Raw genomic sequence first — 17,665 nt, 5'->3', positions numbered from 1 at the left:
CCCGAACGGGGTCGGTTCACTCCATCTGGTGAGTCCCACGCTAGCCGATCGGCAAGGCGACTCCAAGCCGATCGGCAAGTATGTGACTTGCCGAACAGCAAGGTTTATCCCAGCCGATCGGCTAGTAAGCGGTTTGCCGATCGACAGGGCGTGACGTACGCTCCGACGGCTCGCTGAGGAGGATGAATGACCGCCGGCCCGGCCGAGGACACCCGGACCCGACTGCTGCAGACCGCGTTGCGGCTGTTCACCGAACACGGGGTCGAGGGCACGTCGCTGCAGATGATCGCCGACGCGCTCGGGGTGACGAAGGCCGCGGTGTACTACCACTTCAAGACGAAGGCGGAAATCACCGAGGCGGTGGCCGAGCCGGGGGTGCGCGACCTGGACGAGCTGGTGCTGCGCGCGGCGGCGCAGAAGCGCCGGGGCGCGCAGGTGGACCTGCTGCTGGAGGGGTTCGTCGACCTGGTGATCCGCCACCGGGCGCTGGTGGCGTTGTTTTCGAGCGACCCGGGCATCGCGCGCGCGATCGAGAAGTCCGCGCACGGCGGCATGGAGGGGTTCGGCCGGGCGTTGCTGGGGATCTTGTCGGGCCCGAACCCGGACGCGGCGGCGCGGGTCAACGCGATGGTGACATTGACGGGCATCGCGATGGCGGGCGGCTCACCGGACTTGGCGAGGCTGGACGACGAAGAGCTGCGCACGGAACTGCTCGACGTGGGGCGGCGCTTGCTGGGCCGCCCCCGGCGCCGCGGGTTGAACCCGGTCTCGACGGCCTGAGCGCGGGCGGCACTTTCACGTGAAAGTGCCGCCTCGGGAGCTACCCGATGCGGTGGAGGTACTCCGGCGGCACGGAAGCCGTCAGCCAGACTCCGTTCGCGCTCACCTGGAACGCGTGGCCCGCCTCGGCCATCGCCGCCGCGTCGATGTGGAGGAGCACCGGTTTGCCGCGGCGGGCGCCCACCGTGCGGGCGGTCTCGACCGTCGCCGACAGGTGGACCGCGTGCCGCTTCATCGGTCGCAGGCCTTCGCGCAGGATCGCGTCGAGGAGCTTCGCCACCGTGCCGTGGTAGAGCACTTCCGGTGGTGCCGCGTCCGGCAGCCCGAGGTCGACCGAGACGCTGTGCCCCTGGCTCGCCCGGATGCGCGTGCCGGTTTCGTCGAAGGCGAAGCGGCGCTTGTTGTTCGTCTCGACGACCTCGTCTAGTTGCTCGCGGCTGATCGCGAGCGCGTGCAGGAGCGCGTCGACCGGGGCCCAGCCGTCGGGGCTGAGGGTGAGGCCGAGGGCGGCGGGATCGTGGCGCAGGTGCCTCGCCAGGCGTTTCGAGAGGCGGATCGTTTCTTGTTCGTTCATTCCGCTTCCAGGATCCCGCCCCGGGCAAGCGATTTAGATGCCACCCTCGACGGCGGGCCGCAGCTTGCTCGCCCCCGGGCCGAAGCGGGCCAGCTCGTCGTCGCTGTTGTAGAGCGCGCAGCTGCGCAGCGACAGGCACCCGCAGCCGACGCAGCCGGTGAGCCGGTCGCGGAGGCGCTGCAGGGCGTCGATGCGCGCGTCGAGCTCGTGCTGCCAGTCGCGCGAGAGCCGCGCCCAGTCGGCCTTCGTCGGCGCGTGGTCTTCGGGCAGGGTGGCCAGCGCCGAGCTGATGTCTTCGAGGGAGAGCCCGACCCGTTGCGCCGCGCGGATGAACGCGATCCGCCGCAGCACCGACCGCGGGTAGCGGCGCTGGTTGCCGGCCGAGCGTTCCGAGCTGATCAGCCCTTTTTCCTCGTAGAACCGCAGTGCCGTGTGCGGAACACCGCTGCGTTCCGCGACCTGTCCGATGCTGAGATGTTCAGCGAGCCTCGTCACCAGGTCAGGCTATCCTTGACTTCGAGTTTAGTCGAGGTTGCATCGTCGGAGCATGACCACCGCGACCGAACCGGGCTACGCCGAGCTGCCCCGCCTGATCTCGTTGATGACCGGCGACGACAAGCACCGCGCCGCCGCCGAGTCCACTGTGGACGTGCTGTGGGTGCTGTACGACCGCGTGCTCGACATCACGCCCGGCAATTTCCGCGCGCCCGACCGCGACCGTTTCCTGCTGTCCAAGGGGCACGGGCCGATGGCGTACTACGCGGTCCTGACGGCGAAGGGCTTCTTGGCCGAGGAGGAGCTGCCGACGTGGTCCAACGCGCTGTCGCGCCTGGGCCACCACCCGGACCGCCGCCGCATCCCGGGCGTGGAGATCTCGAGCGGCTCCCTGGGGCACGGCCTGCCGATCGCCCTCGGGACAGCGCTGGGCCTGCGCGCCAAGGGTCTGACACGACCTCGGGTGGTCACGTTGGTGGGAGACGCGGAGCTGGACGAGGGCTCGAACCACGAGGCGATCGTCGTCGCGGCCCGGTCCGGCCTGGAGAACCTGACGACGGTGGTGATCGACAACCAGTCGTCGACGCACGGCTGGCCGGGCGGCATCGCACGGCGGTTCGAGGTCGAAGGCTGGGAGACGCGCACGGTGTCGGGCCGTGATCACGCTTCGTTGTACGAGGCGTTCACGGCCGCCCACCCCGGCCGTCCGCTCGCGGTGGTCGCCGTCGTCGAGCCGAAGGGGTGAATGTCGTGCGGGAAACGTTTTTGAAGACCACGGAGGAGATCCTCGACGCGGACCCGGACGTGGCGGTGGTGCTGGCGGACATCTCGGCGGCCCAGCTGGCGGCCGCGGCGCGCCGGCACCCGGATCGGGTGATCAACGTCGGGATCCGCGAACAGCTGATGGTGAGCGTGGGCGCGGGCCTGGCGTTGGCGGGGCTGCGGCCGATCGTGCACACGTTCCCGTCGTTCCTGGTGGAGCGCGGGTTCGAGCAGATCAAGCTGGACTTTTCGCACCAGGACGTCGGCGGGGTGCTGGTGTCGTGGGGAGGGTCGTACGACATGCCGACGGCGGGTCGCACGCACCAGGCACCGGGGGACGTGGCGCTGCTGGATTCGCTGCCGGAGTGGACGGTGCACGTACCCGGACACGAGGAGGAGGCCCGGCGGTTGGTGCTGGAGTCGATCCCGGGAGACGGGCGGGTGTACGTGCGACTTTCGGCTCAGTCGAACGGGTCGCCGCACTTGGGCGTCGGCTTCACGCGGCTGCGGTTCGGGTCTTCGGGCGTGGTCGTGGCGGTCGGGCCGATGCTGGATCGGGTGCTCCGGGCTTGTGCGGGATTGGACGTCACGGTGTTGTACGCGTCGACTATTCGGCCGTTCGACGCGGCTGGGCTGCGGTCGGCGGTTTCCTCGGCTTGTGGTGATGTTGTGCTCGTGGAGCCTTATCTCGCCGGGACTTCGGCTCATTGGGTGGCGGAGGCGCTTTCCGACGTGCCGCACCGGGTGAAGTCTTTGGGAGTTCGGCGGGATGCCGAGGTGCGGACCTATGGGGGGATCGCGGACCACGATCTGGCGCACGGGCTGGATGCCGGGTCGCTGGGACTGTCGATCAGGGAGTTCCTGGGGGTATAGGAGGAGCGGCTGCGGGCTTGCGATAACGGAGGTTCACGTATTCGCCTTCGAGAACCCGCATCAGCTTTTCATTGTTGTGCCGTTCTTCCCGCAGGTCGTGGGGACGCTCCACGTTCAGGCTTTCGTAGAGCGAAAACCTGTTCAGGTCGATCACGGTCTTCACCGCCGTGGTGTACTCGTCGGCCGCTGCGACCGCGGCGCGATAAGCGAGGTACGCCAGCGCATAGGGGACCAGCGCGACCAGCAACCACCAGCCGTCCGTGAGCAGACAGGCCGCCGCTTCCAGCGAGCCGAGCAGGGAGACGACGCACAGGCGAACGGACGTGTCCATCTGCTGGCGGGTGTCCTTCAGGTACTGCACGTGCTTGTCGGCGGCGACCAACGCGAAATGGGGAGCGGTCAGCATCGCGTCGATCCCGTACTGGCCCCCGGCGCGGTCTTCTTCGCGGCGCAAGGCGTTCCCCAGCCGGGTGGGCATGATCCGGTCGAGCTCGGGATAACGTTCGCCCGCGTGGTGGGCTGCTTCACCCGCCGCCAGCAGCCCGCCCAGCCCGTTGCCTTCAGGTGAATGCAGGACGACCCGCGCCTGTTCTTCGGCGGACAGTCCCGCCACACGATCCGGATCGGAGCGCCTGATCTGCCCGATCACTTCGTCGATCCGGTCCACGAGCCGGTCATCGAGCCGGGCTACGGCTTTGTGCGTCGCCTGCAGCCGGCGGCGGTGATGGCGGATGCGGGCCCACAGGAGAACGCGCGCGACCCGCGAATGTCCCCAGTAGCCTTCGAGTACCTGGGTCATCGCGAACTGGAGCGGGTGCAGGAAGAGTCCGGTCGCCAGGCTCGCCAGCAGCAGCCACGCCACCCCCGCGATCGACCAGCTCCCGAGGCGCGGCCCGATCCATTCCGGGTGCGGCGGCCCTTGCCAGGCTCCGCTCGTGGCCAGTGCGGCGGACCAGAGCACCAAGAAGAGCGCCGGCACCATGCTGACGAGCCCGAAGTACCGGCCGACCCGGCTACCGACGTCAAGCGTGGCTCCGGTGAACGACGTGGCGCTCACGATCCCCGCCCGCCGACTCGATAACCGCACTTCGTGCAGGTTTGACCGCCGTCGTTGTTGCGGCGGAGAGTGCCGTCGCACGAGTCGCGAGGGCACCGGCGTCCGCCACCGGGACGGCGCCGCCGCCCAGGCATCCGTGACGGCGGATCATTGAATCCGAGCCCGGAGATCAACTGGACGAGGTCGAGCGCGAGCCGGAATACGCGCATCCGCCTCACCCCGCCCTCCAGGATCCGACCATGTTAGGTCAGCATTCAGGCTCAGTCGACCGGCCGGGACGAGGTGGTGATGGGGTTTTCGCCCTGGGCGTTGCCCGCCGTGGGGATCGTTGTGGTCGCCGTCGCCGGGGAGTTCGGTGCCGGGTACGCGTGGCTCGCGCTGGGCGCGTTGGTCGTCGGCGGGAGCGGGCTTCTCGGCTGGGGGCTGCTTCGTGAACTCCGGACCGATAGCGTGACCTCCATGGGGTCCCGCATCCGGCCGATCGCGCTCGGTGTCATCCGGCGGCAGCACGAACTCCTCGTCTTCGAAGGGCGGGACGACGTCAAGAACGAGACCTACTACCGCCCCCTCGGTGGTGGCGTCGAGTTCGGCGAACACAGCCGGGACGCCCTCGAGCGCGAGTTTCGCGAAGAACTCGACGCCGACATCGAAGTCGGGCCGCTGCTCGGTGTCCTCGAGAACGTCTACACCTGGCGCGGCAATCCCGGCCACGAGATCGCCTTCCTCTACGAAGCCACCTTCGTCGACCAGAGCCGCTACGAGCACGAAGAGATGAAGATCCTCGACGACCCCGCCACCGCGCGGTGGGTTGCCGTCGACGACTTCATGCGCGGCAGCAAGATCCTCTACCCCAATGGCCTCACCGGACTCCTCTCATCGGAGCAGTGACCGCGCCGTCGGCACCAGTTCTTCCGACGACGCCGACGGCTCCCGGCTGAACGACACCGTGAACGGCCCGTCCGTCCGCACCGGCAACTGCGGGAAGTTGTTCGGCGAAGGGTCCGTCTCGAACACCGCGAACGCCGACGGGGAAGCCTCCAGCGAAACGTGCACCCCCGACCCCGGTGGCGGCGAAGCCAATCCGCGCACGACCGGACGCAGCAGCAGCACGTTGTCCGAGTCCACCATCGTCGCGTTGGCCGCCTCCCGGAAACGCCGCCACACCGGCCCTGAGTAGAACGCGGAAAGCGCGTCGAAGCGAGCCGCAAGGGAGGAGAAACCCCGCAGCCACAGGAACTCGTCCGGCGACGAAGGCACCCGGAACAAGCCGAACAGGTGCGCCCCCGCCTCCTCCTGCGGCTCGACGAACTCGCGCTCGAACAGCGAGATCAGCTCGTCGCGCCGCCCCGGGCGCAGCTGGTAGCGGCGCAGCTCCAGCACCGTCTCGAACGAAGAAAAGTCCACGGCCCGGAAGCTACCGGGCACCACCGACAAAAACCGGTCAGCGGAACGCCGCCAGCCCCGTCACCGCCTGGCCGAGGGACAGCGCGTGCATCTCCTCGGTCCCCTCGTACGTCAGCACCGTCTCGAGGTTCGCCATGTGCCGCATCACCGGGTACTCCAGCGAAATCCCGTTCGCGCCCAGCATCGACCGGGCCGTGCGGGCCACCTCGAGCGCCGAGCGCACGTTCGCCATCTTGCCGAAGCTCACGTGGTTGTGGTGCAGCTCGCCAGCGTCCTTCAGCCGCCCGATCTGCATCGCCACCAACCCCGCGCGGTTGACCTCGACCACCAGGTCGGCCAGCTTGCGCTGCGTCAGCTGGAAGCCCGCCAGCGGCTTGCCGAACTGCGACCGCGACAGCGTGTACTCCAGCGCCGACTCGTAACACGCGCGAGCCGCGCCGACGACGCCGAACAAGATCCCGTAGCGCGCCTCGTTCAAGCACGACAGCGGGCCGCGCAGGCCCCTGACCTCGGGGAACGCCGCCGAGTCCGGCAACCGGACGCCGTCGAGGACCAGCTCGGCCGTCAACGACGCCCGCAGGGACAGCTTGTGCTTCACCTCGTTCGCCGTGAAGCCCGGCGTCGACGTCGGGACGACGAAGCCGCGGATCCCGTCGTCCGTCTGCGCCCACACCACCGCGACGTCCGCGACCGTTCCGTTGGTGATCCACATCTTCGTGCCCGACAGCACCCAGTCGGACCCGTCGCGCACCGCGCGCGTCCGCATCGAGCCCGGGTCGCTGCCCGCGTCCGGCTCCGTCAGCCCGAAGCAGCCCAGCGCCTCACCCGTCGCCATCCTCGGCAGCCACTCCTGCCGGTGCTCCTCGCTGCCCCACTTGTGGATCGCGTACATCGCCAGCGACCCCTGCACCGACACGAAGCTCCGCAGCCCCGAATCCACCGCCTCCAGCTCGCGGCACGCGATGCCGTACGCGACGGCGCTGGTGCCCGCGCAGCCGTAGCCCTCCAGGTGCATGCCCAGCAGGCCCAGCGAGCCGAACCCCTTGGCCAGCTCAGCCGCGGGCAGCGCGCCCGTTTCGTACCAGTCCGCGATGGTGCCGAGCAGGTTGTCCTTCGCGTACGCGCGGACGGCGTCGCGGATGGCGCGCTCCTCTTCGGCGAGCCCGGCGTCGAGGTCGAGGAAGTCGTGCGGGTCCGGGGTGCGGCTCATAGCGGGCTCCAAGGGACGCGTCGATGCGGGTCCCCGCAGGAAACCACAGTCAGGCGTCTGTTCCCCGAGTGGCGTTCGTCACGCGGGCGACAGAACCGGGCCGCGAGCAGCGGGAAGCACCCCGCGGGCGGACCTGCTGACGCGGGATCAGCAGCTCGCTGAACTGCGGGAACGGGACGCTCTCGATGTCGTCACGCCAGGCGTTCAGCATCTGGGACAGCAGATCGTCCTCGGCCATCTTCGCCTCCCTGGCGTCCGGTCGCGTGCGGGCACACCTCACACGATCGGGTGACTGGATACCCAGTGGCCGGGGGACCGAAACGTCGTCCACCAAGATTTTCGGCCCGCCCGCCACCTGCAGGATCGCCCGGGCGCCGCGCCGGTCGCCACTCCTCGACGGCTACGCTGGGTGGCGTGTCTCGTGTGGTGATCCTCGACTACGGTTCCGGCAACCTCCGCTCCGCCGAACGCGCCGTGGCGCGCGCGGGCGCCGACGTCGAGGTCACCGCCGACCCGCATGCCGCGATCGAGGCCGACGGCCTGGTCGTGCCCGGCGTCGGCGCGTTCTCGGCCTGCATGGCCGGCCTGCTGGAGGTCAAGGGCCACCGGATCATCGGCAAGCGCCTCGCCGGCGGCCGCCCGGTGCTCGGCATCTGCGTCGGCATGCAGATCCTCTTCTCCCGCGGCGTCGAACACGGCGAGGAGACCGAGGGCACGGGGGAGTGGCCGGGCGTGGTCGACCGGCTCCACGCCGACGTGCTGCCGCACATGGGCTGGAACACCGTGCGCGCGCCCGCGGACTCGCAGCTGTTCGCCGGGCTCGACCCGGACGAGCGCTTCTACTTCGTGCACTCCTACGCCGCGCGCAAGTGGGAAGCTCGACGGGCTGGCCGGCCAGGAGCCGAAGGTCACCTGGGCCAACCACGGCGAGGACTTCGTCGCCGCGGTGGAGAACGGGCCGCTCTGGGCGACCCAGTTCCACCCGGAGAAGTCCGGCGACGCCGGCGCGCACCTGCTCCGCAACTGGCTCGCGACCCTCTGACCGGGTGGCGGGGGCCACGGCCCTAGAGTTGGGGCGTGACTTTCACGCTGCTTCCCGCCGTTGATGTGGCCGATGGCCAGGCCGTGCGACTCGTCCAGGGCGAGGCCGGCACCGAGACCTCCTATGGCAGCCCGCTGGAGGCGGCGCTGGCCTGGCAGCGCGACGGCGCCGAGTGGATCCACCTGGTCGACCTCGACGCCGCCTTCGGCAAGGGCAGCAACCGCGAGCTGCTGGCCGAGGTCGTCGGACGGCTCGACGTCCAGGTCGAGCTGTCGGGCGGCATCCGCGACGACGCGTCGCTGAAGGCCGCGCTGGCCACCGGCGCCCGCCGCGTCAACCTCGGCACGGCCGCGCTCGAGGACCCGGAGTGGACGGCGCGCGTGATCGGCGAGTACGGCGACCGCGTCGCGATCGGCCTGGACGTGCGGATCACGGAGGCCGGCCACCGGCTGTCGGCCCGCGGCTGGACCTCCGACGGCGGCGACCTGTGGGACGTCCTGGAGCGCCTGGACCGCGACGGCGCGTCCCGCTACGTGGTGACGGACGTGAGCAAGGACGGCACGCTGCGCGGCCCGAACCTCGAGCTGCTGCGCGACGTCGTGGCCCGCACGGACGCACCGGTGATCGCCTCCGGCGGGGTGTCCAGTGTGGACGACCTGGTCGCGCTGGCCGGGCTGGCGTCCGACGGGGTCGAGGGGTCGATCGTCGGGAAGGCGCTGTACGCGGGCGCGTTCACGCTGCCCGAGGCCCTTGCGGCGGTCGCGAAGGTCTGACCGCACCCGCGGGCTGAAGGGGACGTTCAGTGCATGTGATGCGGTGAAAGTCCCCTTCAGCGCATGTGACGCAAGCAAAGTCCCCTTCAGCGCATGGGCGGCCGCGAGTAGCCGCCATCCTGCCCCGGAATGGTGCGAAAAGGGGCTGACACCGGGGCCTGGGCGCCGTAGGTTGCCGCGGGTGGAGGAGATCGTCACCCAGCTCGAGATGACCGCCGTCGGGCAGCTCAACCCCGCTCCCTTCGTCGATGGCCTCACCCTCGAAGCCACCGGTCCCGGCCCGCACATCCGCGACCTGCACGTCCGGATCGGCACGCCCTACCGCTGGCCCAGCGCCACCAGATCGGACGAGGACTGGGCGCGGTGGCTCGACGAACCCGGCCGCCACTACCGGCTGATCGAGTACCGCGGTGAGGTCGCCGGGGCCGCGGATTTCGAGACGCAGCCCGGGAACGACGTCGAGATCACCACCTTCGGCCTGCTCCCGGAGTTCGTCGGGAAAGGACTCGGCGGCTATGCGCTGACCCTCGTCGTCGCCGAGGCGTGGACTCCGCCCGGCACCCGCCGCGTCTGGCTGCACACCTCGACGCTCGATCACCCCAACGCCCTGCCGAACTACCTGCGGCGCGGCTTCCGGAGCTTCAGCCGTCCACTTTGACCGCGATCCCGACCGTGCGGTCGGCCGGGCCGCGCAGCTTCGAAAAGAACATCGTCACGCGCCCGACGACGCCGTACTTGCGCGCGATCGCGCGGCGGACCCGTTCGGTGCCCTCGGCGTCCAGCAGCCGGGCCTGCCCGGTGACGACCGGGCCGTGCGTCTTGGCGCCGCGGAAGTCGCACGCCTGGACCTCCACCCGGCCGCTGTTGCGGATGCGCTTGACCTTCCCGGCCTTCCGCTCCGACCACAGCACGAGCTCGCCGCCGTCGCCGGCCACCCAGATCGGCGTCGGCACCGCCCGGCCGTCGCGGCGGAACGTGGTCAGGACGACGTAGCGCTCGGCCGCGAGCCGGTCCGTTTCCGATGCCATGCGTCCACGGTAGTCAGGGCGTGCGCCGCCGCAGCGTCGCCGCGCCGAGCACCAGCGCCAGCAGCGCGCAGCACGCGACGACCACGAGGTTCCGCAGGATCACCGCGTCCACGGTGGTCGACGCGGTCACCCGGTTCAGCGCTTCGACCGCGTACGACAGCGGCATCACGTCGGACAGCCACCGCAGCAGCCAGCCCATCTCCTCGCGCGGCACGAACAGCCCGCACAGCAGGATCTGCGGCAGCACGAACACCGGCATGAACTGCACGGCCTGGAACTCGGTGCGGGCGAACGCGCTCACGAACAGCCCGAGCGCCATCCCGAGCAACGCGTCGAGCAGCGCGATCAGCAGCAGCATCACGACCGAGCCCGCGAGGTCGAGGCCGAGCCACCACAGCGAAACGCCCGCGGCGAGGGCGACCTGGACGACGGCGATCGTCCCGAACGCGAGCGCGTAGCCGAAGAGCAGGTCGAGGCGGCCGATGGGCAGCGTCATCAGGCGTTCGAGGGTGGCCGTGGTCCGCTCGCGCAACGTCGTGATCGAGGCGATGAGGAACATGATCAGGAACGGGAACACGCCGAGCAACGCGGGCGCGATGCGGCTGAACACCAGCGGCGAGTTGAAGACGTAGCGCAGCAGCACCATCAGCAGCGTCGGCACCAGGACGAGCATCACGACGGTGCGCGGGTCGTGGCGCAGCTGCGTCAGGATGCGGCGGGTGGTCGCCAGCGTCAGCGCGGGGTTCACGAGGCCGCCCTCACCAGGTGCAGGAAGGCGCCTTCGAGGTCGGCGGCGCCGGTGCGCTCCCGCAGGGCGAGCGGCGCGTCGTCGGCGAGCAGGGCGCCTTCGCGCATCAGCAGGAGCCGGTCGCAGCGCGCGGCTTCGTCCATGACGTGGCTGGAGACGAGCAGGGTGGCACCGCCGTCGGCGAGGCGGCGGAAGAGGGCCCACAGCTCGTCGCGCAGTACGGGGTCGAGCCCGACGGTCGGCTCGTCGAGCACGAGCAGCTCGGGCGTGCCGAGCAGGGCGACGGCGAGGTTCGCGCGGCTGTGCTGCCCGCCGGAGAGCGAGCCGACGAGCTTCCCGGCGTGGTCGCCGAGCCCGACCTCGCCGATGACCCGGTCCACATCGGACACCGGCGCGCGCAGCACGGCGGCGAAGTACCGCAGCGCTTCCCGCACGGTGAGGTCGGCGTAGATGGCGGGGTTCTGCGTGGCGTACCCGATCCGCCGCCGCAGGGGCGGGCTCCCGGCGGGCAGGCCCAGCACGGTGACGGTGCCGCCTTCGACGATCTGCACCCCGACGACGGCCCGCATCAGCGTGGTCTTCCCGCAACCGCTCGGGCCGAGCAGCCCGGCGACGGTCCCGCGTGGCACGGCGAAGCTCACGTCTCGCACGACGAGCCTGCCGCCGCGCCGGACCCGGAGGCCGGTGAGCTCGAGGGCGGAATTAGTCATGCGTTTAATTCTGCGCCCGGTGAGATCCCGGGTCAAGGGCGATCCCGGCGTGCTGAAGGGGACGTTCCTCGCATCTGATGCGGTGAAGGGTCCTTTCCTCGCATCAGATGCGAGGAAAGGACCCTTCAGCACGCCTTGCCGGGACGTGCCCGGGGTGTTGCCGTCGCCGATCGGCGGTACCGGCTCGGCCGGGCGGGCTCGTGAATTCCGCATGGGCCGACCGTGCGCAGAACCCCACTCGACCGGCCGAAGCATCCCGACGCCTCTGTCTGAAACGCTTCCCGCCACTGGGGTTTCCCGACCACCGAAGGGAATGTCGATGGCCGTCGTCCATGAGGTTCCGGTTCACCCGCAAGCGAGTTTCTTCGGCGCCGGGCCGTATCCCGCGCGCCGCGCCGTGATCGCCGTCGTCGCGGTGCTCGCCGGGTTCGTGCTCACCGCCATCTGGTCGGCGCCCTTCGTCGACTCCGTGATCGGCGACAGCGTCGCGAACGGCCTCCTCGGCTACGACGCCAAGGCGACGCCGATCAGCGGCGTGCTCGCGGGCACTGTCTTCGCCTTCGTCTCCGGGCTCGCCGGTTCGTTCACCGCCTGCAACATCGCCGCCTTCGGGGCGGTCGCCCCGCTCGTCGGCGGGGAAGCCGGGGAGAAACGGCGGTTCGCCACCACCCTCAAGCCGCTCGGCTGGATCTCCGTCGGCATGCTCGCCGTCTCGATCGTCTACGGCGTGGTCGTCGCGCTCGTCGGCACGCGGATGCCGCAGTTCTCCACCGCCAAGACCACCGGGCTCTCGCCGCGCAGCGTGCAGTCGATGGTCGCCTTCGGGGTGGTCGGGCTGGTCTTCCTCGTCATGGGCCTGGTCGCGCTCGGCATCCTCCGCAACCCCTTCGCCGCCTTCACACGCCGCCACCCGGCCGCGCCGCTCGTGCTCATGGGCGCGCTCATCGGCGGGTTCCTCATCGGACGGCCGTACCCGCTCTTCCGGATCATGTTCCGCAGCGCCGCCGAACAGCACAACGTCCTCTACGGCGCCGCCGCGTTCGCCCTGCAGTCCGTCGGCAACATCGTCGTCATGGCGCTGCTGTTCCTGCTCCTCACCCACGCCACGGGCGGGCGCGTGCAGCGCTGGCTGGCCGCCAAGCCGGCCCGGATCGCCACCGTGACCGGTGTCGCCCTGCTGGTCGGCGGCACGTTCACGCTGCTCTACTGGGACGTCCGCGTGCTCGGCAGGCTCGGGATCATCTGGTTCCCGATGATCAGCTGGTAGTCCCGAGCCAGCGGTAGTCGGGCGAAGGGTCGAGCTGGACGCCGTCCGCGACGGCGACCAGTTCGGCCTCCGGTCGCGCGCCCGACACCGTCAGCCAGCGCCCCGACGGCAGCCGGGCCGCGACCAGCGCGTCCCCACCCCTCGGGGCCAGGTAGAACCCGGCGCCGCCGCGCACGGTGATCGGCGTCGCGCCGTTCACGCCGGGAGAGCCCGCGCTGACGACGGCCCGCACCGGCGGCCCGCCCGGGGCCGCCGCCGTCAGCTCGGTCGACGCGTCGGCCGGGCCGGTGCCGCGGACCGCGGTGGACCGCTCGGCCAACCCGGCAGGCAGCCTGCCGAACCGCAGCTCCCCGCGCACGCCGACCGGCTCGGCCGTGACGGACTCCGCGACGCGCTGGGCGACCGACCGCGCGTCCGGGACCCCGGCGACGCGGGCGGTCAGCACGTGCTCGTCGTCGGCGAGCCAGGTGAGCAGCGCAGCGGTGCCCGTGTCGCCGGTGACCATGGCGACCCGGCCGTGCACCAGGATCTGGTCGCGCAGCGAGGCGATCCGCAGCGCCGTCTGTGACCACTCGGGGTCGGCGGTGGAGTACGCCGACAGCGTGATCTCGGCCGGCCCGGCGAACCACCGGCGAACCTGCGGCGCGGTGCCCGGCCCGCCCTCGCGGTACTGCTCGGTGAAGCCGCCGGGCAGCCAGCCCGGGGTGTAGCCGAGCACCGGACGGCCCGCGGCCGGCACCTGGTCGGCGGTGGTGAACAGCTGCGTGCCGACGACGACCCCGGCGACCAGCGCGACCACCGCGGCCGCGACCAGGGCCAGCCGGGTCGCCGGACGCCGCCGGCGCTGGGCACGGGCGAGCGCGTCGCGGACCGCGTGGCCGTCGGGGGCGCGGGCGGCGAGCCGGTCCAGGCTCTCCCGGATCAGCGTCTCGGTGTCGTGCTCGCTGCGGGTCATTCTCCAGCTCCGGTCGTGAGGGCAGCGGGGTGCGGGACCTGGCGCAACGTGGCCAGCGCGCGGGAGATCTGGCTGCGCACGGTGGAGACTCCGCAGCGCAGGACCGCGGCGATCTCCTCGTCGGAGTAGTCCTCGTAGTAGCGCAGCACGACGGCCGCGCGCTGCTTGCGGGGCAGCGTCGCGAGCAGGGCGAGCATGGCGTCGCGCTCGTCGTAGGCGGTGGCCGGGTCGGCCGCGGGCGGGCCGAGCGCGTCGAGGACGTCGTGGCTGCTCGGCACCATGCGCCGGACGGCCCGCCGCCGCCACGACAGGTACTCGTTGGTGACCATCCGCCGCACGTACGTCGGCGGCGCGTCGATGCCGTCCCACCGCTGCTGGGCGCGCAGCAGGACGTCCTGGACGATGTCCTGCGCCAGGTGCGGGTCGCCGGCCAGGACGGTGGCGTAGCGGAGCAGCCCGTCCAGCCGCTCCGCCACGAACTCTTCGAAACCCACGCACGTCCCTTCCGTCACCCCATGGACGCGCGAGGGGGCCGGGTTGATGCACGCGGGCGGAGAATTTTTACCGGGGGAGGACGTCCTCGAGCCGGACGAAGGCGAATCCCGTGGTCGCGAGGTCCCCGATGGCGGGGCGGCGTTCGCCGTCGTGGACCACCAGGAGGCCGTGCGGGAAGGCGCGGCCCAGGGACGCCGTGCTGATCGCGGAGCCGTCGGAGTGCTCGACCGAGTCCGTGCCGCGGCCCGCGACGATCCGCAGGTCACGCGTGCGGGGGCCGTACACGACGAAGCGCGAGTCGCCCTGGCTGGAGGCGAACAGGGTGCCGTTCGCCACGGCCAGCCCCTCGGCGTCGGCTTCCAGCCACTTGCCGCCGAAGCCGGGGTCGGCGCCGTCGGGGACGCACTCCTCGGTGGCCTCGTCCCAGCGCCGCGGGACGCCGTAGGAGCGCACGCGGTCGATGAGTTCGGGCCGTCCGAAGCCCTGGCCGGTGAGCGGGATCCGCCAGATCCCGACGTCCTCCTGGGCGGTGTAGAGCACGCGGCCGTCGAGGACCGAGCCCTCCAGCTGCGGGCGTTCGCCGGGTTCCTCGCACGGGGACCAGGTGGTGCCGTCCGGCAGGCGGAACGCGGCGGGCAGGTCGACCGTCGCGATCGGGGCCGTACCGACGCTGCCGTCCGGGCGGTCGACCAGGCGCAGCAGCGCCACGCGCGTCTCGTGGCGCCGGGTGACCGCCACCCACCGGACGCCGGTGCGCGGGTCGCGGCCCGCCGCCAGCCCGTAGGCGGTCCGCTGTTCGTCCACTTCGGACTCCGAGGCGGAGAACACCGGCGGGGCGGCGGGGTCGGTGACGTCGCGGAGGACCTGCGGGGCGGCCGGGTCGATCCGGAAGACGCGGATCCGGTCGCGGCCGCGGTCGCTCACGACGGCCAGGTCACCGACGACGTCGACGTTGTTGAACCGCCCGCCCGGCCCGGCCGGGACCAGCTGGAGGGTCCGGGCGTGCAGGTCGAACGCGGCAAGGCCGCCTTCCTTGAGCGTGCCGAGGACGACGCTGCGTTCGGGATCGCGCGGGTTGACCCAGATGGCGGGGTCGTCGGCGTCGGCGGGCTCGGCGAAGGCCTGCGTCTGGAGGACGGGGGAGGGATCGCGGGGAGCGGCGGAGGCGGGGACGGCGGTCAGCACCGAGAGAGCGGCGAAGGCCGCGGGGAGGAGTCTGCGCACGCGCGGAAACTAGACGAATCGGATGGCCGGGCGGTGAACGCGCGATGAGCAGGCCCCACCCCGAGCGCCCCAATGTGGCCTTCGGTGCGTCTGACGCACCCAAGGCGGCCTTGGGTGCGTCAGACGCAACCAAGGCCGCCTTGGGGCGCTCGGGACGGGCCGGGTGGGGCGAGGTAGTACTGGGCCACCGGGGCCAGCATCGCGACGATCTCCTCGTCGGACGCCTGGACCAGCGGCGGCAGCTCGATCACGTACCGCAGCAGGGCGACCCCGATCATCTGCGCCGCGATGCCGGTCACCCGGACCCGCGGGACGTCGAGGGCGCGGGCGACCTCGGCCAGCACCGCGCGCTCGATGAACTGGCGCATCATCAGCGCCACCTGCTCGTTGGTCGCCGCCGCGCGGAGCATCGCCACGAACGGCGTGCGGCCCGCCGGTGTCGACCAGACCGCCAGGAACGCCCGGACCAGGCGTTCGCCCACCTCCGCGCGCGGGCCCTCGAGGATCGCCGGGACCAGGGTGGCCGGGTTCACCGGCAGGTTCATCGCCGCCGCGAACAGCTCCTGCTTGGTGCCGAAGAAGTGGTGCAGCAGGGCCGCGTTGACGCCCGCGTCGGCGGCGATCCCGCGGACCGTCGCGCCGTCGTACCCCAGCTCGGCGAACCGGTGGCGGGCCGCGTCGAGGATCTTCTCGCGCGTCTCCGTCTGCCCCGGCCGCCGTCCCGCCCGTGCCATTGGCTGAGCTTAGAACGCGCTTGACTACGCTGGTGGGCATGTCTGTCGCGGTGCGGGTGATCCCCTGTCTCGACGTCGACGCGGGCCGGGTCGTGAAGGGTGTCAACTTCGCCGGCCTCCGCGACGCCGGCGACCCCGTCGAACTGGCCCGGCGCTACGACGCCGAAGGGGCCGACGAACTGACGTTCCTCGACGTCACAGCCTCCTCCGGCGACCGCGAGACCACCTACGACGTGGTCCGCCGCACCGCCGAGCAGGTCTTCATCCCGCTCACCGTCGGCGGCGGCGTCCGCAGCAACGACGACGTCAACCGGCTCCTGCGCACCGGCGCGGACAAGGTGAGCATCAACACCGCCGCCATCGCCCGGCCGGAGTTCCTCCACGAAGCGTCGCGGCGGTTCGGCGCCCAGTGCATCGTCCTGTCGGTCGACGCGCGCCGCGTCCCCGAGGGCGGCGAGCCCACCGCGTCCGGCTTCGAGGTCACCACCCACGGCGGGCGCCGCGGCACCGGCATCGACGCGGTCGAGTGGGCCGCGCGCGGCGAGGAGCTCGGCGTCGGCGAGATCCTGCTCAACTCGATGGACGCCGACGGCACCAAGAACGGCTTCGACCTCGAGCTCATCGAGCTGGTCCGCAAGGCCGTGCGGGTCCCGGTGATCGCCAGCGGCGGCGCGGGCGCGGTCGAGCACTTCCTGCCCGCGGTGAAGACGGGCGCGGACGCCGTGCTCGCGGCCAGCGTGTTCCACTTCGGACAGCTGAAGATCGGCGACGTCAAGGGCGCGCTGCGCGAAGGCGGGGTCGAGGTCCGGTGAAGTCCTGGCAGGCACCCGTCGAGGTGAAGGTCACCGCCGCGCTGCTGGTCGGGCTGCCGGTCGCGTGGGCGCTGCTCGACCTGATCCCGGTGCTGAGCGCCGGGTCGGGGCTCGAGATCTACCGGATGCCCGCGCTCGCGCTCATCCTCGGCGGCGTCGTCACCACCGGGCTCGTGCTCAAGATGGGCAGCGCCCGCATCGGCGGCCTGGTCGTCGCCGTGGTGTTCGCGCTGCTGCACGCGTTCCTGCTGCTCGGTGCGGCGCTGTGGTGGAACAAGCTGTTCTCCGGGCTGTCCTTCGCCGGGTACGGCTACGCCTTCGTCCTGTTGAACTCGATGCCGCTCAAGCGGCACATCCTGGGAGTACGGGCATGACCCTGGACGCGGCCGTCTCGGCGCGCCTCAAGCGCAACGCCGACGGCCTGATCGCCGCGGTCGTCGTCGAGCACGCCACCTCCGACGTGCTGATGATGGCCTGGATGAACGACGACGCGCTCGCCGCCACCCTGGCCACCCGCCGCGGCACGTACTGGTCGCGGAGCAGGCAGAAGCTGTGGGTCAAGGGCGAGACGTCCGGCCACTACCAGCACGTTCGCGAAGTGCGCATCGACTGCGACGGCGATACGGTCCTCCTGCGCGTCGACCAGACCGGCCCGGCCTGTCACACCGGCACGCACACCTGTTTCGACACCGAGGAGCGCCTGCTCCTGGCCGACGAGAAGA

General features: G+C 71.3%; 22 protein-coding genes and 2 pseudogenes. 11 read left to right on the top strand and 13 right to left on the bottom strand.

The features are described 5' to 3' along the window. Positions 1-186 precede the first annotated feature (186 nt). On the top strand, positions 187-780 hold the full coding sequence (locus tag QP939_RS51165; protein ID WP_285454242.1) for a TetR/AcrR family transcriptional regulator: 594 nt from the start codon (positions 187-189) through the stop codon (positions 778-780). Positions 781-820: 40 nt separating this feature from the next. Here QP939_RS51165 and QP939_RS51160 read toward each other — a convergent pair whose 3' ends face one another. Further along, positions 821-1,354: an RNA 2'-phosphotransferase gene (locus QP939_RS51160; RefSeq protein WP_285454241.1), complete on the bottom strand. Its 534-nt coding sequence runs from the start codon at positions 1,352-1,354 to the stop codon at positions 821-823. Positions 1,355-1,387: 33 nt separating this feature from the next. Then, the gene (gene soxR / locus QP939_RS51155) at positions 1,388-1,849 is read right to left on the bottom strand and encodes a redox-sensitive transcriptional activator SoxR (protein ID WP_285454240.1); all 462 of its coding nucleotides are present in this window, start codon (positions 1,847-1,849) and stop codon (positions 1,388-1,390) included. A gap of 52 nt (positions 1,850-1,901) precedes the next feature. On the opposite strand from soxR, the gene QP939_RS51150 reads away from it, so the two are divergent. Both QP939_RS51150 and QP939_RS51145 read left to right on the top strand, forming a co-directional pair. Beyond that, the gene (locus QP939_RS51150; protein WP_285454239.1) at positions 1,902-2,594 is read left to right on the top strand and encodes a thiamine pyrophosphate-binding protein; all 693 of its coding nucleotides are present in this window, start codon (positions 1,902-1,904) and stop codon (positions 2,592-2,594) included. 5 nt (positions 2,595-2,599) lie between these two features. Further along, positions 2,600-3,484: a transketolase family protein gene (locus tag QP939_RS51145; protein ID WP_434219621.1), complete on the top strand. Its 885-nt coding sequence runs from the start codon at positions 2,600-2,602 to the stop codon at positions 3,482-3,484. On the opposite strand, the gene QP939_RS51140 is transcribed toward QP939_RS51145, so the two are convergent. After that, complete coding sequence (locus tag QP939_RS51140) at positions 3,462-4,541, bottom strand: hypothetical protein (protein ID WP_285454236.1); 1,080 nt, start codon at positions 4,539-4,541, stop codon at positions 3,462-3,464. The genes QP939_RS51145 and QP939_RS51140 overlap by 23 nt on opposite strands. A gap of 288 nt (positions 4,542-4,829) precedes the next feature. Between QP939_RS51140 and QP939_RS51135 the strand changes: the two genes are divergently transcribed. Continuing rightward, positions 4,830-5,429, top strand: a complete 600-nt coding sequence (locus QP939_RS51135) for an NUDIX hydrolase (RefSeq protein WP_285454235.1) — start codon at positions 4,830-4,832, stop codon at positions 5,427-5,429. On the opposite strand, the gene QP939_RS51130 is transcribed toward QP939_RS51135, so the two are convergent. From QP939_RS51130 to QP939_RS51120, 3 genes are read right to left on the bottom strand one after another with little or no spacing between them, the layout of a single operon-like run. Then, a complete protein-coding gene (locus QP939_RS51130; RefSeq protein ID WP_285454234.1) occupies positions 5,415-5,945 on the bottom strand; it encodes an NIPSNAP family protein in 531 nt (176 codons plus the stop codon). The genes QP939_RS51135 and QP939_RS51130 overlap by 15 nt on opposite strands. Before the next feature lie 37 nt (positions 5,946-5,982). Beyond that, on the bottom strand, positions 5,983-7,155 hold the full coding sequence (locus QP939_RS51125) for an acyl-CoA dehydrogenase family protein (protein ID WP_285454233.1): 1,173 nt from the start codon (positions 7,153-7,155) through the stop codon (positions 5,983-5,985). Between the two features lie 49 nt (positions 7,156-7,204). Next, positions 7,205-7,393 carry a hypothetical protein gene (locus tag QP939_RS51120; protein ID WP_285454231.1) on the bottom strand — a complete coding sequence of 63 codons (189 nt, stop codon included), beginning with the start codon at positions 7,391-7,393 and terminating at the stop codon, positions 7,205-7,207. A gap of 185 nt (positions 7,394-7,578) precedes the next feature. Here QP939_RS51120 and hisH point away from each other — a divergent pair. The 3 genes and pseudogenes from hisH (at position 7,579) to QP939_RS51105 (ending at position 9,628) form a co-directional block, all read left to right on the top strand. After that, positions 7,579-8,197, top strand: a pseudogene (gene hisH / locus QP939_RS51115) (imidazole glycerol phosphate synthase subunit HisH). 35 nt (positions 8,198-8,232) lie between these two features. After that, positions 8,233-8,970, top strand: a complete 738-nt coding sequence (priA, locus tag QP939_RS51110; RefSeq protein WP_285454229.1) for a bifunctional 1-(5-phosphoribosyl)-5-((5-phosphoribosylamino)methylideneamino)imidazole-4-carboxamide isomerase/phosphoribosylanthranilate isomerase PriA — start codon at positions 8,233-8,235, stop codon at positions 8,968-8,970. A gap of 181 nt (positions 8,971-9,151) precedes the next feature. Next, positions 9,152-9,628 carry a GNAT family N-acetyltransferase gene (locus tag QP939_RS51105; RefSeq protein ID WP_285454228.1) on the top strand — a complete coding sequence of 159 codons (477 nt, stop codon included), beginning with the start codon at positions 9,152-9,154 and terminating at the stop codon, positions 9,626-9,628. Here QP939_RS51105 and QP939_RS51100 read toward each other — a convergent pair. From QP939_RS51100 to QP939_RS51090, 3 genes are read right to left on the bottom strand one after another with little or no spacing between them, the layout of a single operon-like run. Beyond that, positions 9,612-9,998, bottom strand: a complete 387-nt coding sequence (locus QP939_RS51100) for a PPOX class F420-dependent oxidoreductase (protein WP_285454227.1) — start codon at positions 9,996-9,998, stop codon at positions 9,612-9,614. The genes QP939_RS51105 and QP939_RS51100 overlap by 17 nt on opposite strands. 13 nt (positions 9,999-10,011) lie before the next feature. After that, positions 10,012-10,746 carry an ABC transporter permease gene (locus QP939_RS51095; protein ID WP_285454225.1) on the bottom strand — a complete coding sequence of 245 codons (735 nt, stop codon included), beginning with the start codon at positions 10,744-10,746 and terminating at the stop codon, positions 10,012-10,014. After that, a complete protein-coding gene (locus QP939_RS51090) occupies positions 10,743-11,456 on the bottom strand; it encodes an ABC transporter ATP-binding protein (protein WP_285454224.1) in 714 nt (237 codons plus the stop codon). Before QP939_RS51090 ends, QP939_RS51095 begins: the two co-directional genes overlap by 4 nt. Positions 11,457-11,775: 319 nt before the next feature. Here QP939_RS51090 and QP939_RS51085 point away from each other — a divergent pair, with 319 nt between their 5' ends. Beyond that, positions 11,776-12,723 (top strand): hypothetical protein, encoded by a 948-nt coding sequence (locus QP939_RS51085; protein WP_285454223.1) that lies wholly within the window; start codon positions 11,776-11,778, stop codon positions 12,721-12,723. On the opposite strand, the gene QP939_RS51080 is transcribed toward QP939_RS51085, so the two are convergent. From QP939_RS51080 to QP939_RS51065, 4 genes are all read right to left on the bottom strand, one after another. Then, entirely contained in the window at positions 12,713-13,678 is a 966-nt protein-coding gene (locus QP939_RS51080; RefSeq protein ID WP_285454222.1) for a hypothetical protein, read from the bottom strand. The two genes, QP939_RS51085 and QP939_RS51080, sit on opposite strands and share 11 nt — an antisense overlap. Beyond that, entirely contained in the window at positions 13,675-14,172 is a 498-nt protein-coding gene (locus QP939_RS51075; protein ID WP_285454220.1) for a SigE family RNA polymerase sigma factor, read from the bottom strand. The genes QP939_RS51080 and QP939_RS51075 overlap by 4 nt, the downstream gene beginning before the upstream one ends. Positions 14,173-14,239: 67 nt before the next feature. Further along, positions 14,240-15,397: a phytase gene (locus tag QP939_RS51070; RefSeq protein WP_285454219.1), complete on the bottom strand. Its 1,158-nt coding sequence runs from the start codon at positions 15,395-15,397 to the stop codon at positions 14,240-14,242. Positions 15,398-15,516: 119 nt separating this feature from the next. Then, positions 15,517-16,131 (bottom strand): TetR/AcrR family transcriptional regulator, encoded by a 615-nt coding sequence (locus QP939_RS51065; protein ID WP_285454218.1) that lies wholly within the window; start codon positions 16,129-16,131, stop codon positions 15,517-15,519. 38 nt (positions 16,132-16,169) lie between these two features. On the opposite strand from QP939_RS51065, the gene hisF reads away from it, so the two are divergent. The 3 genes and pseudogenes from hisF to hisI all read left to right on the top strand — a co-directional run. Continuing rightward, a complete protein-coding gene (gene hisF, locus QP939_RS51060) occupies positions 16,170-16,943 on the top strand; it encodes an imidazole glycerol phosphate synthase subunit HisF (RefSeq protein ID WP_285454217.1) in 774 nt (257 codons plus the stop codon). Then, entirely contained in the window at positions 16,940-17,317 is a 378-nt protein-coding gene (locus QP939_RS51055; RefSeq protein ID WP_285454215.1) for a hypothetical protein, read from the top strand. Before hisF ends, QP939_RS51055 begins: the two co-directional genes overlap by 4 nt. Next, positions 17,314-17,664, top strand: a pseudogene (gene hisI / locus QP939_RS51050) (phosphoribosyl-AMP cyclohydrolase); the annotation flags it as partial. The gene QP939_RS51055 and the pseudogene hisI, both read left to right, overlap by 4 nt. Between the last annotated feature and the right edge of the window lies 1 nt (position 17,665).

This window comes from Amycolatopsis nalaikhensis (genome assembly GCF_030264295.1).
GTDB classification, from domain to species: domain Bacteria; phylum Actinomycetota; class Actinomycetes; order Mycobacteriales; family Pseudonocardiaceae; genus Amycolatopsis; species Amycolatopsis nalaikhensis.
Note: the sequence above shows the minus strand (reverse complement) of the source record. Positions and strands in the feature narration are given on the sequence as shown.

Excerpts from the sequence above, each read along its gene's own strand:
- QP939_RS51150 (WP_285454239.1), top strand. The coding sequence starts at position 1,902 with ATGACCACCGCGACCGAACCGGGCTACGCCGAGCTGCCCCGCCTGATC.
- QP939_RS51135 (WP_285454235.1), top strand. The coding sequence starts at position 4,830 with ATGGGGTTTTCGCCCTGGGCGTTGCCCGCCGTGGGGATCGTTGTGGTC.
- QP939_RS51100 (WP_285454227.1), bottom strand. The coding sequence starts at position 9,998 with ATGGCATCGGAAACGGACCGGCTCGCGGCCGAGCGCTACGTCGTCCTG.
- QP939_RS51085 (WP_285454223.1), top strand. The coding sequence starts at position 11,776 with ATGGCCGTCGTCCATGAGGTTCCGGTTCACCCGCAAGCGAGTTTCTTC.
- QP939_RS51080 (WP_285454222.1), bottom strand. The coding sequence starts at position 13,678 with ATGACCCGCAGCGAGCACGACACCGAGACGCTGATCCGGGAGAGCCTG.
- QP939_RS51160 (WP_285454241.1), bottom strand. The coding sequence starts at position 1,354 with ATGAACGAACAAGAAACGATCCGCCTCTCGAAACGCCTGGCGAGGCAC.
- hisF (WP_285454217.1), top strand. The coding sequence starts at position 16,170 with ATGTCTGTCGCGGTGCGGGTGATCCCCTGTCTCGACGTCGACGCGGGC.
- QP939_RS51125 (WP_285454233.1), bottom strand. The coding sequence starts at position 7,155 with ATGAGCCGCACCCCGGACCCGCACGACTTCCTCGACCTCGACGCCGGG.
- QP939_RS51165 (WP_285454242.1), top strand. The coding sequence starts at position 187 with ATGACCGCCGGCCCGGCCGAGGACACCCGGACCCGACTGCTGCAGACC.
- QP939_RS51090 (WP_285454224.1), bottom strand. The coding sequence starts at position 11,456 with ATGACTAATTCCGCCCTCGAGCTCACCGGCCTCCGGGTCCGGCGCGGC.
- QP939_RS51120 (WP_285454231.1), bottom strand. The coding sequence starts at position 7,393 with ATGGCCGAGGACGATCTGCTGTCCCAGATGCTGAACGCCTGGCGTGAC.
- QP939_RS51065 (WP_285454218.1), bottom strand. The coding sequence starts at position 16,131 with ATGGCACGGGCGGGACGGCGGCCGGGGCAGACGGAGACGCGCGAGAAG.